The 15648-nt window shown below is 62.2% G+C and carries 14 protein-coding genes; 11 read left to right on the plus strand and 3 right to left on the minus strand.

The window, feature by feature from the left end; all coding sequences use genetic code 11:
* Positions 1-3: 3 nt before the first annotated feature.
* A complete protein-coding gene (rloA, locus tag FHR27_RS05770) occupies positions 4-534 on the minus strand; it encodes a retropepsin-like aspartic peptidase RloA (RefSeq protein ID WP_042553763.1) in 531 nt (176 codons plus the stop codon).
* Positions 535-842: 308 nt separating this feature from the next.
* Here rloA and FHR27_RS05775 point away from each other — a divergent pair, with 308 nt between their 5' ends.
* The 5 genes from FHR27_RS05775 to prpF all read left to right on the plus strand — a co-directional run bounded on the left by FHR27_RS05775 (position 843) and on the right by prpF (position 7591).
* Positions 843-1550, plus strand: coding sequence for a GntR family transcriptional regulator (locus FHR27_RS05775; protein ID WP_231570154.1), 708 nt, complete (start codon positions 843-845; stop codon positions 1548-1550).
* Positions 1547-2431, plus strand: coding sequence for a methylisocitrate lyase (gene prpB, locus FHR27_RS05780; protein WP_042553761.1), 885 nt, complete (start codon positions 1547-1549; stop codon positions 2429-2431). Before FHR27_RS05775 ends, prpB begins: the two co-directional genes overlap by 4 nt.
* A gap of 71 nt (positions 2432-2502) precedes the next feature.
* Positions 2503-3663, plus strand: coding sequence for a bifunctional 2-methylcitrate synthase/citrate synthase (gene prpC / locus FHR27_RS05785; protein ID WP_042553760.1), 1161 nt, complete (start codon positions 2503-2505; stop codon positions 3661-3663).
* 13 nt (positions 3664-3676) lie between these two features.
* Entirely contained in the window at positions 3677-6286 is a 2610-nt protein-coding gene (gene acnD, locus FHR27_RS05790) for a Fe/S-dependent 2-methylisocitrate dehydratase AcnD (protein WP_179540043.1), read from the plus strand.
* 117 nt (positions 6287-6403) lie between these two features.
* On the plus strand, positions 6404-7591 hold the full coding sequence (prpF, locus tag FHR27_RS05795) for a 2-methylaconitate cis-trans isomerase PrpF (protein WP_179538046.1): 1188 nt from the start codon (positions 6404-6406) through the stop codon (positions 7589-7591).
* A 9-nt stretch (positions 7592-7600) separates the two neighbouring features.
* Here the strand turns inward: prpF and FHR27_RS05800 are convergent, their stop codons facing one another.
* Positions 7601-8239, minus strand: a complete 639-nt coding sequence (locus tag FHR27_RS05800) for a LysE family translocator (protein WP_179538047.1) — start codon at positions 8237-8239, stop codon at positions 7601-7603.
* Positions 8240-8264: 25 nt separating this feature from the next.
* Positions 8265-9083, minus strand: a complete 819-nt coding sequence (ppsR, locus tag FHR27_RS05805; protein ID WP_042553757.1) for a posphoenolpyruvate synthetase regulatory kinase/phosphorylase PpsR — start codon at positions 9081-9083, stop codon at positions 8265-8267.
* Between the two features lie 175 nt (positions 9084-9258).
* On the opposite strand from ppsR, the gene ppsA reads away from it, so the two are divergent.
* From ppsA to FHR27_RS05835, 6 genes are all read left to right on the plus strand, one after another.
* Positions 9259-11631 (plus strand): phosphoenolpyruvate synthase, encoded by a 2373-nt coding sequence (ppsA, locus tag FHR27_RS05810; RefSeq protein ID WP_042553756.1) that lies wholly within the window; start codon positions 9259-9261, stop codon positions 11629-11631.
* 168 nt (positions 11632-11799) lie between these two features.
* Positions 11800-12804: an alpha/beta fold hydrolase gene (locus tag FHR27_RS05815; RefSeq protein ID WP_179538048.1), complete on the plus strand. Its 1005-nt coding sequence runs from the start codon at positions 11800-11802 to the stop codon at positions 12802-12804.
* A 106-nt stretch (positions 12805-12910) separates the two neighbouring features.
* Positions 12911-13396: a ribonuclease E activity regulator RraA gene (rraA, locus tag FHR27_RS05820; protein ID WP_179538049.1), complete on the plus strand. Its 486-nt coding sequence runs from the start codon at positions 12911-12913 to the stop codon at positions 13394-13396.
* Positions 13397-13447: 51 nt separating this feature from the next.
* Positions 13448-14443, plus strand: a complete 996-nt coding sequence (locus tag FHR27_RS05825) for a zinc transporter ZntB (RefSeq protein ID WP_179538050.1) — start codon at positions 13448-13450, stop codon at positions 14441-14443.
* Positions 14444-14497: 54 nt separating this feature from the next.
* A complete protein-coding gene (locus FHR27_RS05830; RefSeq protein WP_042553752.1) occupies positions 14498-14746 on the plus strand; it encodes a hypothetical protein in 249 nt (82 codons plus the stop codon).
* A 1-nt stretch (position 14747) separates the two neighbouring features.
* A complete protein-coding gene (locus tag FHR27_RS05835) occupies positions 14748-15572 on the plus strand; it encodes a mechanosensitive ion channel family protein (RefSeq protein ID WP_042553751.1) in 825 nt (274 codons plus the stop codon).
* Positions 15573-15648: the final 76 nt, after the last annotated feature.

Below are 15648 nucleotides of genomic sequence, written 5' to 3' on the forward strand. Positions count from 1 at the left end.
GGATTACTCGCCGGATTTTGCGGTGGTACAGGCAGGTTTCCCTGCTGCGTATTTCAAACTTGGGTCGATCAGGGCGTCGAAGCGTTTGAGCGCATCGGAGCCGATCAGTAGCGGGTATTGAAAGGCGCTACGATCGGTAAGGTTCACCTCGATCTGGCGCCTGACCCCGCCCATGCAGACGTCCAGCTCGACGACCGGGCGCGCGGTGTAGGTCTTCTCGTCATCCGAATCGACATCGCCGGCTCGCCGCTTGATCTTGCTGATGCGCGCCAATGGACGTTCGATCGGGTGCGCATGGGCATCGTCGATGGCCAGATAGAACCGCACCCAGCGCTCGCCGTCACGTTTGAAGCGTTCGATGTCACGAGCGCTGAGCGAAGCGGTCTGGGCGCCGGTATCGAGCTTGGCGGCCACCTCCACGTCGATGTCGAGGCTGACGTATTCGTTCAGGCCGTAGATGGTCTTGTCCGCTGCCACGGCGAAGCCGGGCAGGAGCAATAGGCAGAAAAGCAGGGGAAGGGGCTTGAGTCTCATAAATCCTGTCGGGTGGATCGCGATCGGTAGAGCGAATCTCGGGCAGGGCCGCCGTTCGCTGGCTTGGAGTCTAGCAGGCGCCCTGAGACACCCCGTCCAGGCATGGATGGCGCGCATTCTAACATGGGGTTTTTCCGTGGTGACAGACGGTTTTCCGCCTTTCTATGTCTGCCTGTTATTGGTCGCGCTTATGGCAGTGCTGGGCCTATTGTCGACAATGCTATTTTTGGTTTGTGTGTTCATGGCTTTTTATCTATCGTTGCTGAACGAAACTCTATCGATGTGTCGACAATATGCAGGAGTCAAGTGTGTTTGCCCTGACCGCCGAGCAGGATGCGGAGACTCGCTCCGAACAGGTATTTCGCCGTATCCAGGCGGCCATCGTGAAAGGCGAGATCGCCCCCGGCAGCAAAATCTCCGAACCCGAACTGGCGCGCACCTACGGGATCAGTCGGGGCCCGCTGCGCGAGGCGATTCATCGCCTTGAGGGGCAGCGCCTGCTGGTGCGTATTCCTCACGTTGGCGCGCGAGTGGTATCGCTCGACCGTGACGAGCTGATCGAGCTCTACGAAATCCGTGAATCGCTCGAGGGCATGGCCTGTCGCCTAGCTGCCGAGCGCATGAGCGAAGCCGAGATCGACGATCTGCGCCGCGTGCTGGATACCCACGAGCGCGATGAGGCCTTCCAGGCTGGCGTGGGCTACTACCAGCAGGAAGGGGATTTCGACTTCCATTATCGGATCATCCACGGCAGCGGCAACCGTACCCTGGTGAAGATGCTCTGCGGCGAGCTCTATCAACTGGTGCGCATGTACCGCATCCAGTTTTCCGCCACGCCCAACCGCCCACCCCAGGCGTTCGCCGAACACCACCGTATTCTCGATGCCATCGCCGATCGTGACGGCGAACTGGCAGAGCTGCTGATGCGTCGTCACATCGGTGCATCCAGACGCAATATCGAGCGTCACTATCAAGGCGCCCATCCTTCCACCGTGAAATCCCGAGGAACGTCATGAGTCAGAGCACGCCAGGCCGGCGCTTTCGCGATGCGATCGCCAGTGAACAGCCGCTGCAAGTCGTCGGAGCCATCAATGCCAACCATGCACTGCTGGCCAAGCGCGCCGGTTTCAAGGCCATCTATCTTTCCGGTGGTGGGGTCGCGGCCGGGTCGCTGGGGCTGCCGGATCTGGGTATCAACACCCTGGACGACGTATTGATCGATGTGCGTCGTATCACCGACGTGTGCGATTTGCCGCTGCTGGTCGATATCGACACGGGCTTCGGCCCGTCAGCCTTCAACATCGAGCGCACCATCAAGAGCCTGATCAAGGCCGGTGCTGCCGCTGCGCACATCGAGGATCAGGTGGGTGCCAAGCGTTGTGGCCATCGCCCCGGCAAGGAAATCGTCTCGCTCGAGGAAATGGTCGACCGCGTGAAGGCCGCCGCAGATGCCAAAACCGACCCGAATTTCTTTCTGATCGCCCGTACCGACGCCATTCAGGCCGAAGGGGTGGAGGCCGCCATAGAGCGCTGCCAGCGTTACGTCGAAGCGGGCGCCGACGGCATCTTCGCCGAAGCGGCTTATGACCTGCCGACTTACCAGCGCTTTGTCGATGCCCTGAAGGTGCCGGTACTGGCCAACATCACCGAGTTCGGTGCCACGCCATTGTTCACCCGGGACGAGCTCGCTTCGGCAGGCGTGGCCATCCAGCTCTATCCGCTGTCTGCCTTCCGCGCAGCCAACAAGGCCGCTGAAACGGTTTATTCCGCCATTCGCCAGGATGGCCATCAGCAGGCTGTCATCGAGCTGATGCAAACCCGTGCTGAACTGTACGAGCGCATTGGCTACCACGCCTTCGAGCAGAAGCTGGATGCGTTATTCGCTGCAAAGAAGTGATTATCCGGCAGGGCCGTACGGCGCCCCGCTCATAACAATAAATAGTCCCCAGTGGCTGAGAGGAGATACCGATGACTGCTACCGATAATGCCGTCCCCGGCTTCAAGCCGAAGAAGTCCGTTGCCCTCAGCGGTACGGCTGCCGGCAATACCGCGCTGTGCACCGTCGGCCGTACCGGCAATGACCTGCACTACCGTGGCTATGACATCCTCGATGTCGCCACCACCTGCGAGTTCGAGGAAATCGCCCATTTGCTGGTGCACGGCAAGCTGCCGACGGCTGCCGAGTTGGCTGGCTACAAGGCGAAACTCAAGGCGTTGCGTGGTCTGCCAGCCGCGCTGAAAACTGCGCTGGAGCAGTTGCCGCCTTCTGCCCATCCGATGGATGTGATGCGCACGGGCGTATCGGTCCTGGGCTGCCTGATGCCGGAGAAGGACGACCATAATCACCCTGGTGCCCGCGACATTGCCGACAAGCTGATGGCCTCGCTCGGCTCGATGCTGCTCTATTGGTACCACTTCAGCCACAACGGCAAGCGTATCGAGGTCGAGACCGACGACGACTCCATCGGTGGCCACTTCCTTCATCTGTTGCACGGTGAGGCGCCCGGCGAATCCTGGGTGCGCGCCATGCACACCTCGCTGATCCTGTATGCCGAGCACGAATTCAACGCCTCGACCTTCACCACCCGGGTGATCGCCGGTACCGGCTCGGACATGTTCTCCGCCATCGCGGGTGGCATTGGTGCGTTGCGTGGGCCGAAACACGGCGGCGCCAACGAGGTGGCCTTCGAGATCCAGAAACGCTATGACACGCCGGACGAAGCCGAGGCCGATATCCGCGCGCGGGTCGAGAAAAAGGAAGTGGTGATCGGCTTCGGCCACCCGGTCTACACCGTGAGTGACCCGCGCAACAAGGTGATCAAGGAAGTCGCCCGCGAGCTGTCGGCCGAGCAGGGCAACAGCAAGATGTTCGATATTGCCGAGCGTCTGGAAACCATCATGTGGGACATCAAGAAGATGTTCCCCAACCTCGACTGGTTCAGTGCCGTCAGCTACCACACCATGGGCGTGCCCACTGCCATGTTCACGCCGCTGTTCGTCATTGCCCGCACGTCGGGCTGGGCCAGTCATGTCATCGAGCAACGCATCGACGGCAAGATCATCCGCCCGAGCGCCAACTACACAGGCCCCGAAGACCTGACGTTCGTGCCGCTCAAGGATCGCCAATAACATGACCACGACCGTGAATACCCAGTACCGCAAGGCACTGGCGGGCACTGCGCTGGATTACTTCGATGCCCGCGAGGCGATCGATGCGATCCAGCCTGGTGCCTACGCCAAGCTGCCCTATACCTCCCGCGTGCTGGCAGAACAGCTGGTGCGCCGCTGCGAGCCGGGCCTGCTCACCGACGCACTCAAGCAGCTGATCGAGCGCAAGCGCGATCTGGATTTTCCGTGGTACCCGGCGCGCGTGGTCTGCCATGACATTCTTGGCCAGACCGCACTGGTCGATTTGGCCGGCTTGCGCGATGCCATCGCGCAAAGGGGCGGCGACCCCGCCAAGGTCAACCCGGTGGTGCCGACCCAGCTGATCGTCGACCATTCCCTGGCCGTCGAGGCGGCGGGCTTCGACCCCGATGCCTTCGAGAAGAACCGCGCCATCGAGGATCGTCGCAACGAGGATCGCTTCCATTTCATCGAGTGGACCAAGACGGCGTTCAAGAACGTCGATGTGATCCCGGCTGGCAACGGCATCATGCATCAGATCAACCTGGAGAAAATGAGCCCGGTGATTCAGGCGCGTGGTGGACTGGCGTTCCCTGACACCTGTGTCGGCACCGACTCGCATACCCCGCACGTCGACGCACTGGGCGTGATCGCCATCGGTGTCGGCGGCCTGGAAGCGGAGACCGTGATGCTCGGTCATCCGTCGATGATGCGCCTGCCCGATATCGTCGGTGTCGAACTCACGGGCAAGCGTCGACCTGGCATCACCGCCACGGACATCGTCCTGGCCATTACCGAGTTCCTGCGCAAGGAACGCGTGGTGGGCGCCTGGGTGGAGTTCTTTGGCGACGGGGCGGATAGCCTGTCCATCGGCGACCGGGCGACCATCTCCAACATGTGCCCGGAATATGGCGCCACGGCAGCGATGTTCTACATCGATCAGCAGACCATCGAGTACCTCACGCTCACCGGTCGCGAGCCCGAGCAGGTGGCGTTGGTGGAGCATTACGCGAAGACCCTTGGGCTCTGGAGCAGCGCGCTGAAAACCGCCGAGTACGAGCGCGTGCTGACATTCGACCTGAGTAGCGTGGTGCGCAACATGGCCGGCCCGAGCAACCCGCACAAACGCTTGCCAACCTCGGCATTGCAGGAGCGGGGTATCGCTGACGGTGCCAAGCTGGCGTCAGCCAGAGCCGAGGAAGCCGGCGGGCAATTGCCCGATGGTGCGGTGATCATCGCTGCCATCACCAGTTGCACCAATACCTCGAACCCGCGAAACGTGATCGCCGCTGGCCTTGTGGCGAAAAAGGCCAATGCCCTGGGCCTGGTTCGCAAGCCATGGGTGAAGACGTCATTCGCGCCTGGCTCCAAGGTCGCCCGGCTGTACCTGGAAGAGGCGGGGTTGCTGACCGAGCTGGAGCAGCTCGGTTTTGGCATCGTCGCTTACGCCTGCACCACCTGTAACGGTATGTCTGGCGCGCTGGAGCCGAACATCCAGCAGGAAATCATCGCGCGTGATCTGTATGCCACGGCCGTGCTGTCGGGCAACCGTAACTTCGATGGGCGTATCCACCCCTACGCCAAGCAGGCTTTTCTGGCTTCGCCGCCGCTGGTGGTGGCATACGCCATCGCCGGCACCGTGCGCTTCGATATCGAGCAGGATGTGCTGGGCTACGATCAGGTTGGCGGCCCGATCACGCTCAAGGATCTGTGGCCGAGCGACGAAGAAATCGACGCCATCGTCGCCACTGCGGTTAAGCCGGAGCAGTTCAAGCAGGTCTACATTCCGATGTTCGATCTGGGCACCGTGCAGGAAGCCGAAAGTCCGCTTTACGAATGGCGCCAGGCGTCCACCTACATCCGTCGGCCACCCTACTGGGAAGGCGCTCTGGCGGGGGAACGTACCCTCAAGGGCATGCGTCCGCTGGCGATCCTGCCGGACAACATCACCACCGATCATCTGTCGCCCTCGAATGCCATCCTGGCCGATTCGGCCGCTGGCGAGTACCTGACGAAAATGGGCTTGCCAGAGGAGGACTTCAATTCCTATGCCACCCACCGCGGCGACCATCTGACCGCGCAGCGTGCGACCTTCGCCAATCCGCAACTGGTCAACGAGATGGCCGTTGTCGATGGCCAGGTGAAAAAGGGCTCGCTGGCTCGCGTCGAGCCGCAAGGTACGGTAATGCGCATGTGGGAAGCGATCGAAACCTACATGAACCGCAAGCAGAACCTGATCATCGTTGCCGGCGCCGACTATGGCCAGGGCTCTTCCCGAGACTGGGCGGCCAAGGGGGTGCGCCTGGCGGGCGTGGAAGTGATCGTCGCCGAAGGTTTCGAGCGCATCCACCGTACCAATCTGGTGGGCATGGGCGTGCTGCCGGTGGAGTTCAAGCCGGGCACCACGCGCCTGACCCTCGGCCTGGATGGCACCGAAACCTATGACATCGAAGGTGAGCCCTCGCCAGGCTGCGATCTGACACTGATCATCCATCGCGGCGAGGCTGGCGTGGTCAGGGTTCCGGTGACCTGTCGCCTGGACACGGCCGCCGAGGTGAAGGTCTACAACGCCGGGGGCGTGTTGCAGCGTTTTGCCAAGGATTTCCTCGAAGGCGCCGTGGCTTGATCCCCAGGGTGGAGCGGGCGCTTGGCTGGCGCCTTTCCATCCTGCTTCAGGCTTCCAGAGTCGATCTTCGAAGGGGTATCCGCCCGACGTTCTTTCATTGTTCAGCCAGGACGAATCATGGCTTATCAACAGCAAATCAAAATCCCCGCTACTTACATGCGTGGCGGCACCAGCAAGGGCGTGTTCTTCCGTCTGGACGATCTTCCCGAGCGCTGCCAGGTGCCGGGTCAGGCTCGCGACAAGCTGTTCATGCGCGTCATCGGCAGCCCCGATCCGTATTGCGCGCATATCGATGGCATGGGCGGTGCTACCTCCAGTACCAGCAAATGCGTGATTCTGGCCAAGAGCAGCCGGCCTGACCACGACGTGGATTACCTCTACGGTCAGGTGTCCATCGACAAGGCCTTCGTCGACTGGAGTGGCAACTGCGGCAACCTCTCCACCGCTGCGGGCGCATTCGCCTTGCATGCCGGGCTCATCGACCCGGTGCGCATTCCGCAAAACGGCACCTGCGAGGTGCGCATCTGGCAGGCCAATATCCACAAGACCATCATTGCCCACGTTCCAGTCAGCGACGGCCAGGTTCAGGAAACCGGCGACTTCGAGCTCGACGGGGTGACCTTTCCGGCCGCGGAGATCGTGCTCGAGTTTCTCGAACCGTCAGACGACGGCGAGGAGGGGGGCTCGATGTTCCCGACCGGCAATCTGGTCGATGACCTTGAGGTGCCCGGTGTCGGCACCTTCAAGGCCACCATGATCAGTGCCGGCATTCCCACGGTATTCGTCAACGCCGAGGACATCGGCTACCTGGGCACCGAGTTGCGTGAAGCCATCAATGGCGACCCGGCGCAGCTCGCGCGCTTCGAGAAGATCCGCGTGGCAGGCGCCCTGCGCATGGGCCTGATCAAGACCGCTGAAGAGGCGGCGACCCGGCAGCACACGCCGAAAATCGCTTTCGTCAGCCCACCGAAATCGTACACGTCATCGAGTGGCAGAACGGTCGACGCCGCGGAGGTGGACCTGCTCGTGCGAGCGCTGTCCATGGGCAAACTGCACCATGCCATGATGGGCACGGCTGCGGTCGCCATCGGCACGGCGGCAGCCATTCCCGGCACATTGGTGAATCTGGCGGCGGGTGGTGGCGAGCGCAGTGCGGTGCGTTTCGGTCATCCGTCCGGCACGCTGCGGGTTGGCGCCGAGGCCCGCCAAGATGGCGAGCATTGGCAGGTGACCAAGGCCATCATGAGCCGCAGCGCGCGGGTATTGATGGAGGGCTGGGTGCGCGTACCAGGCGACGCTTTCTAGTGGGCCGGCTCAGTGTTGTGTCGTGCCGATCAGTAGCCCGCCTGCACCCATGAAGAACGCACCGGTAGTGCGGTTGAGGCGCTGCGCGCCCCGGCTGGTGCGGATGAAACGACGAATTTGCCGGCCGAACAGGGCGTAGACCAGCGACGCGGCATACTCGGCAAGCAGGTAGGTTGCGCCCAGGTAGACGAACTGCTCGATGGCGGGCTGGCCCGGCTTGATGAACTGCGGGAACACCGCAGCGAACAGCAGGATGGCCTTGGGGTTGCTGATACCGATCAGGAACTCCTGCAGCATCAAACGGCCAATTCGCCGCTGCGGCTGCACGGCAGGCACCGCGCCGTCCAGCTCCAGGCCATTGAACTCTCGGCTGCGCCAGGCGCTTATGCCCAGGTAGAGTAGGTACAGCGCGCCCACCCATTTGATCGCCGTGAACGCGGTTTCCGAGGCCAGCAGCATGGCCCCCAGACCGATGGCGGAAATGCTCAGGAAGATGGCGAAGGCCACCACGCGGCCGGTGGTGGCCAGCACGGCCGTACCGATGCCGTGGCGAATGCCGTTGTTCATCGCGCAAAAGTTGTTCGGCCCTGGCGTGAGTGCGATCAGCATGGCGACAGGGGCGAAGAGCACGGCATCGAGCAGGGTCATGGGGCACGTCCAGGGAGGGTGCGGGTTACTTGAAGCGCCGTTCGACGCCTTTTTCCACCAGGATCTTGGCGGAGATTTCTTCCACCGAGAAGTGCGTGGAGTCGATGAAGTTGATCGATTCGCGACGGAACAGGCTTTCCACCTCGCGCACCTCGAACTCGCACTGAGCATAGCTGGAGTAACGGCTGTTGGGCTTGCGTTCGTTACGAATGGCGGCCAGGCGATCGGCATCGATGGTCAGACCGAACAGCTTTTCACGGTACTTCTTCAGCGAAGCCGGTAACTGCAGGCGTTCCATGTCGTCTTCGGTCAGCGGGTAGTTGGCGGCCCGGATGCCATACTGCATGGCCATGTACAGGCAGGTCGGGGTCTTTCCGCAGCGCGATACGCCGACCAGAATCAGATCTGCCTTGTCATAGTAGTGCGTGCGCGCGCCATCATCGTTGTCGAGGGCGAAGTTGACCGCCTCGATGCGCTCCATGTAGTTGGCGTTGTGAATGATCGAGTGCGACTTGCCCACCGAGTAGGAGGAGTGCGAGTTCAGCTCCTGCTCCAGGGGTGACAGGAAGGTCGAGAAGATATCGATCATGAAGCCGCGCGACTCGGCCAGAATGTCGTGGATCTGCTGATTGACGATGGTGGCGAAGATGATCGGGTTGGCGCCGTCCTTGTCGGCGGCGTTATTGATTTGTTGTACCATCGCACGCGCTTTTTCCACGCTGTCGACGTACGGCCGCGTGAGCTTGGTGAAGCCGATGGTCTCGAACTGGGCCAGCAGGCTCTGCCCCAGCGCTTCTGCGGTGATACCGGTGCCGTCGGAGATGAAGTACGCGGTTCGATTCATTGCGACAATGGCCTTAAGCTGAGAGCGAATCTTGGCTATGATGGGCCAGTTTTGCGGCCCCCGATGGGCTTGCATTGTTACTTATTTTCCAGGGCCAGGCCATTGTCCACACGGCGCGAGCCGGCGGCTTTTCCAGCCCCATGAGCTTTTCCAACACTGAAGTGGAGAGATCACCTTGGCAGAGTACGTAGTTTCCCTCGATAAGCTCGGCAATCATGATGTCGAGCACGTAGGGGGCAAGAACGCCTCCCTCGGCGAGATGATCAGCAACCTGGCGGGGGCCGGCGTCTCGGTTCCCGGTGGTTTCGCCACTACGGCACAGGCCTATCGCGACTTCCTCGAGCAGAGTGGACTCAACGCGCAGATTCACGAAGCGCTGGACGCTCTGGACGTCGAGGACGTCAACGCCCTGGCCAAGACCGGTGCGCAGATCCGTCAGTGGGTGATGGACGCCGAGTTCCCCAGCGAGCTCAACGAGCAGATCCGCACCGCCTTCGCCGCCATGGCGGGTGGCAATGACAACATGGCCGTCGCCGTGCGCTCTTCGGCGACCGCCGAAGACCTGCCCGATGCGTCCTTTGCCGGCCAGCAGGAAACCTTCCTGAATATTCGCGGCGTGGAAAACGTCATCCGTGCTGCCAAGGAAGTCTTCGCTTCGCTGTTCAACGACCGCGCCATCGCCTACCGCGTGCATCAGGGTTTCGATCACAAGCTGGTCGCACTGTCTGCCGGCGTGCAGCGCATGGTGCGCTCGGAAACCGGTACCGCCGGGGTGATGTTCACCCTCGACACCGAATCGGGCTTTCGCGACGTGGTCTTCATCACCGGTGCTTACGGCCTCGGTGAGACCGTCGTGCAGGGCGCGGTCAACCCCGACGAGTTCTACGTGCACAAGCACACCCTCGAAGCGGGTCGCCCGGCGATTCTGCGCCGCAACCTGGGCAGCAAGGCGATCAAGATGATCTACGGCGACGAGGCCAAGGCCGGCAAGTCGGTCAAGGTCGTCGACGTCGACCGCGCCGAACGCGCACGCTTCTGCCTGAGCGATGCCGAGGTCACCGAGTTGGCCAAGCAGGCGGTGATCATCGAGAAACACTACGGCCGCCCGATGGACATCGAGTGGGCCAAGGACGGTGACGACGGCAAGCTGTACATCGTCCAGGCGCGCCCCGAGACCGTGAAGAGCCGCGCCAACGTCACCGTGATGGAGCGCTACCTGCTCAAGGAGACCGGCACCGTGCTGGTCGAGGGTCGCGCCATCGGCCAGAAGATCGGTGCCGGCAAGGTGCGGGTCATCAACGACGTGTCGGAAATGGACAAGGTTCAGCCTGGCGACGTGCTGGTTTCCGACATGACCGATCCGGACTGGGAGCCGGTGATGAAGCGCGCCAGCGCCATCGTCACCAACCGTGGCGGACGTACCTGCCATGCGGCGATCATCGCCCGTGAGCTGGGCATTCCGGCCGTGGTCGGTTGCGGCAACGCCACCCATGTGCTGCGTGATGGCCAGGGCGTGACCGTTTCCTGTGCCGAGGGTGATACCGGATTCATCTTCGAAGGCGAGCTGGGCTTCGACATTCGCAAGAACTCCGTCGACGCCATGCCCGAACTGCCGTTCAAGATCATGATGAACGTTGGCAACCCGGATCGCGCCTTCGACTTCGCCCAGTTGCCCAACGCGGGCATCGGCCTGGCGCGTCTGGAGTTCATCATCAACCGCATGATCGGCGTGCACCCCAAGGCGCTGCTGAACATGGACGGCCTGCCGCCGGAAATCAGGGAAAGCGTCGAGAAGCGCATCGCTGGCTATGACGACCCGGTGAATTTCTACGTCGAGAAACTGGTCGAGGGCATCAGCACCCTGGCCGCTGCGTTCTGGCCGAAGAAAGTCATCGTGCGCCTGTCCGACTTCAAGTCCAACGAATACGCCAACCTGATCGGCGGCAAGCTGTACGAACCGGAAGAAGAGAACCCGATGCTCGGTTTCCGCGGTGCCTCGCGCTACATCAGCGAGTCGTTCCGCGACTGCTTCGAGCTGGAATGCCGGGCGTTGAAGAAGGTTCGCAACGAGATGGGCCTGACCAACGTCGAGATCATGGTGCCTTTCGTGCGTACCCTGGGCGAAGCCAAGCAGGTGGTCGATCTGCTGGCCGAAAATGGTCTGGCACGTGGTCAGGATGGCCTCAAGGTCATCATGATGTGCGAGCTGCCGTCCAACGCCATTCTGGCCGAAGAGTTCCTCGAGTACTTCGACGGCTTCTCCATCGGCTCCAACGACCTGACGCAGCTGACCCTGGGCCTGGATCGCGATTCCGGTATCGTCGCTCACCTGTTCGACGAGCGTAACCCGGCGGTCAAGAAGCTGCTGGCCAATGCCATCGCCGCGTGCAACAAGGCGGGCAAGTACATCGGTATCTGCGGCCAGGGGCCTTCCGACCATCCGGATCTGGCCAAGTGGCTGATGGAGCAGGGCATCGAGAGCGTGTCCCTGAACCCGGATTCGGTGCTGGAAACCTGGTTCTTCCTCGCTGAAGGCCAGCCTGGCTGACCGACACGCACTCAACGGTGACCCGAGGGCAGGTTCTACCTGCCCTTTTTTGTGACCCGCATTCCCGCTGGCCGGCTTTTCTAAGGCGCCAGCTGTTTACCGACATTTGTGGCCTGCCGGCGGGCGATTTCTCGCCGTCGGCAGCGTGGCTGTACCAGAGCGAAGAAGATGCAGAGCAGTAGTGAGTTGTTTCCCGTTGCGCTGATCAGTGCCGATCTGCGTGGCGACCTGAGTGAAGATGTCTACCGCCTCAAGCCAGGTAACAGCCCGGATTTCAGCGTTGAACTGGTGTTGACCCGACTGGCCGTGGCAGGGCAGGAGGGGGCCCGTGGCGAGCCGGTGATCCTGCTGCACGGCAGCTTTTCCAATCGGCGCTTCTGGTATTCACCCAAATGCATCGGCCTGGCACCGTATCTGGCTCGCGCCGGGTTCGATGTGTGGATCGCGGAAATGCGTGGCCATGGCCTTTCACCGCGCAACCTCGCCTATCGCCACAACTGCGTGGCCGACTATGCGCGTTACGACCTGCCGGCAATAGCCGCCTTCGTTGCTGAAAAGAATCCGCGTCCTGCGCACTGGCTCGGCCATTCGCAGGGCGGCCTGACCCTCGCCGCAGCGTTGGGCGGCGGCTATCTGCAGCAGGGTGGGATCGCCAGCGTCGGCCTGTTCGGTACCGAGATCAGTCGCCGCTACTGGCCGCTGAAGGTGCCGCCGATCGAATGGCTGGCGCGTTTGCTGCTCAAGCGTTTTGCGCTGCTGTCGGGCTCGCGGCTCAAGCGCGGGCCCGAAGACGAGCCCATCGGCATCGCACTTGAGATCCTCCGCTGGCATCGCTTGTTCGGCCGATTCGGTGATGCCGAACGCGATTGGTGGGCCGGTTTGCATGAGGTGCAGGTGCCGTTGCTGGCAGTGGCGGGCGAGGGTGACCTCAAGTGTCCACCTGCGGCGTGCCGGGCGCTTTTCGAGCAATTCGCCTCGCGGGATCGGCAGTTCATCCACCTGAGCCGTGCTCAGGGCTTTCAACAGGATTACGACCACGTGCAGATGCTGGTCAGCAAGCCGGCGCAGGACGAAGTCTGGCCGCTGGTTCGCCGTTGGCTCGAGGGGGAGCGGCAGGCGCCGCTCGCCACCGCGCCGGAGGAAAGCGCCGCGGCCATTCCTGCCACGCCGTGATCCGGCTAAGATGGCCTCGTCAATCGCTGCGACGTCTTCACCATGTCCGTAGCGCCGCTGAGAAGACTATGCTGCAGGCCTCGATCACCTACTCAGGAGCTTCGCCATGCAATACATCACGCCCGATCTGTGTGACGCCAACCCGGAACTGGTCAGCGTCGTGGAGCCGATGTTCAGCAATTTCGGAGGCCGCGATTCTTTCGGTGGGCAGATCGTCACCGTCAAATGCTTCGAGGACAATTCCCTGGTCAAGTCCCAGGCCGATGAGCCCGGTGCTGGCAAGGTGCTGGTGGTGGACGGCGGGGCCTCGCTGCGTTGTGCGCTGCTGGGCGACATGATCGCCGAGAAGGCCGCGAAGAATGGCTGGGAAGGCATGGTGATCTATGGCTGCGTGCGTGACGTCGATGTGCTGGCGCAGACCCATCTCGGCGTTCAGGCCCTGGGCAGCCACCCGCTGAAGACCGAGAAGCGTGGCTTGGGTGATCTCAACGTTGTGGTCACCTTCGGTGGCGTGACCTTCCGCCCGGGCGAGTACCTGTATGCCGACAACAACGGCATCATCGTTTCGCCGCAGGCCTTGCAGGTCGAGTAAATCAGCTTGTCGTAGCCACCCGGCTGCAGTGACCAATCACCAGGGGTATGGATGTACGAGGAAGACAACGCGCAGTGGGGCCTGGTGCACGGCTTCGTGCTCGATGGTAAAGGTGGCGCCTGCGCGGTCGCGCGCGCGCAACTCGATGAATTGCAGTTGGCGCAGGGGCAGAGCCTCTGGCTGCACTGGGATCGCAGTCACCCGCAGACCCAGAACTGGCTGCGCCGCGACAGTGGTTTGAGCGAGTTCGCCTGCGATCTGTTGCTCGAGGAAAATACCCGGCCACGGGCATTGCCGCTACCCAACGATGAGCTGCTGGTGTTTCTGCGTGGCGTCAACCTCAACCCGGGTGCCGAGCCCGAGGACATGGTATCGGTGCGGATTTTCGCCGAAGAGCGCCGCATCATCTCGCTGCGTCTGCGCCCGTTGCGCGCCACCGAGGATCTGATCGAGCGGCTGCAGGTCGGCAAGGGGCCGAAGACCGCCTCCGAACTGGTGCTGCAGCTCAGCGATTACCTGACGGACAAGGTCGAGGATCTGGTGGCCGAGCTCTCCGAACTGGTCGACGGCCAGGAAGAGAAGGTCGATGGCGACGAGCGGGCCTTGCCCGATCACGGCCTGCTGCTGCAAATCCGTCGGCGCGCAGCGAACCTGCGACGCTTTCTGTCGCCACAGCGTGACATCTATGTACAGCTGACGCGCAGCCAGCTGCCCTGGCTGACCCACGAAGACGGCATCTACTGGAACGAATTGAACAACCGCCTGCTGCGCTACCTCGAGGAGCTGGAGCTGACTCGCGAGCGCATCGGGCTGCTGCTGGAAACGGAAAATCGGCGCATGGACGTGCGCATGAACCACATCATGTTCCGTTTCGGCATCATCACCTGCGTCTTCCTGCCAATGAGCTTCGTCACCGGGCTGCTGGGCATCAACGTCGGCGGTATCCCGGGAGCTGACAGCCCGTACGGCTTTCTCGTCGCTTGCCTGTTGATGCTGTCCATCGGCTTTGGGCAGTGGCTGCTGTTCCGGCGCTTGCGCTGGGTCTGATGTGACTTGCGTCTCAGGCGCTTCGTCTAGCGAAGACGTTCTATGAGGTCTGCCATGCACGATCCATTCGAAGAATCCCTGCGTGATCTGTTGAAAGCCTCGTCTTCGCCATCGCGCGATGACGACGCTTGTCTGAACCGCGTCCTGAAGACCGCCAACCGCCAGGTCGGCGCGGGCGACCTGTTCGGCTTGATGGGGCACTGGGCCGGCGCCCTGATGATTGCCCTCAACAATGGCTCTTCCCATGTAGCACCGGTGTCGCGTCGCCGTGCTGCTGCTCGCTCTTCTGATAAGGCTGAATGAAATGGAACTCGACCCTTGGACTCATAGCCTGGTCGCCGCGATGACGGCGTTGTGGACGAAAGTCGCCAGCTTCATTCCCAACCTGTTCGTGGCCCTGGTGCTGGTGCTGCTCGGCTTCGTGGTCGCCAAGCTGCTCGATACGCTGCTTTCCAAGCTGCTCGGCAAACTGGGCCTCGACCGCCTGATGGCCGGTACCGGCCTGACCAAGATATTGGGCCGGGCGGGCTTTCAGGTTCCGGTTTCGACCCTCATCGGCAAGATCGTCTACTGGTTTGTACTGCTGATATTCCTGGTTTCCGCTGCCGAATCGCTGGGGCTGGAGCGTGTTTCCGCAACGCTGGACGTGCTCGCCCTGTACCTGCCGAAGGTGTTCGGCGCTGCGCTGATCCTGCTGGCCGGTGTGCTGCTGGCTCATCTGCTCAGCGGCCTGGTGCGCGGGGCTGCGGAAGGCGTCGGCCTGGACTACGCCCATGGCCTGGCGCGGCTGGCCCAGGGGCTGGTGATCATCATCAGCATCTCCGTGGCGATCGGCCAGTTGGAAGTCAAGACCGACCTGCTCAACAACGTCATTGCCATCGTGCTGATTTCCGTTGGCCTGGCAGTCGCACTGGCGCTGGGCCTCGGCAGCAAGGAGCTGGCCAGCCAGATTCTCGCCGGTATCTACGTGCGTGAGCTGTATCAGGTGGGGCAGGAAATCGAGGTGGGGGGGGTCGAAGGCCAGATCGAAGAAATCGGTACGGTGAAGACCACGGTGTTGACGGACTCTGGCGAGCTGATATCGCTCTCCAATCGGGTGCTGCTCGAGCAGCGGGTAAGCAGCCGCTGAGGGTGCATTTCTGCTACCCTATGCGCCCAGCCAGCGGCCTGTACGGACAGGTGCTGGCTGTTTTCGTCCTGACCGT

This window comes from Pseudomonas flavescens, assembly GCF_013408425.1.
GTDB classification, from domain to species: domain Bacteria; phylum Pseudomonadota; class Gammaproteobacteria; order Pseudomonadales; family Pseudomonadaceae; genus Aquipseudomonas; species Aquipseudomonas fulva_A.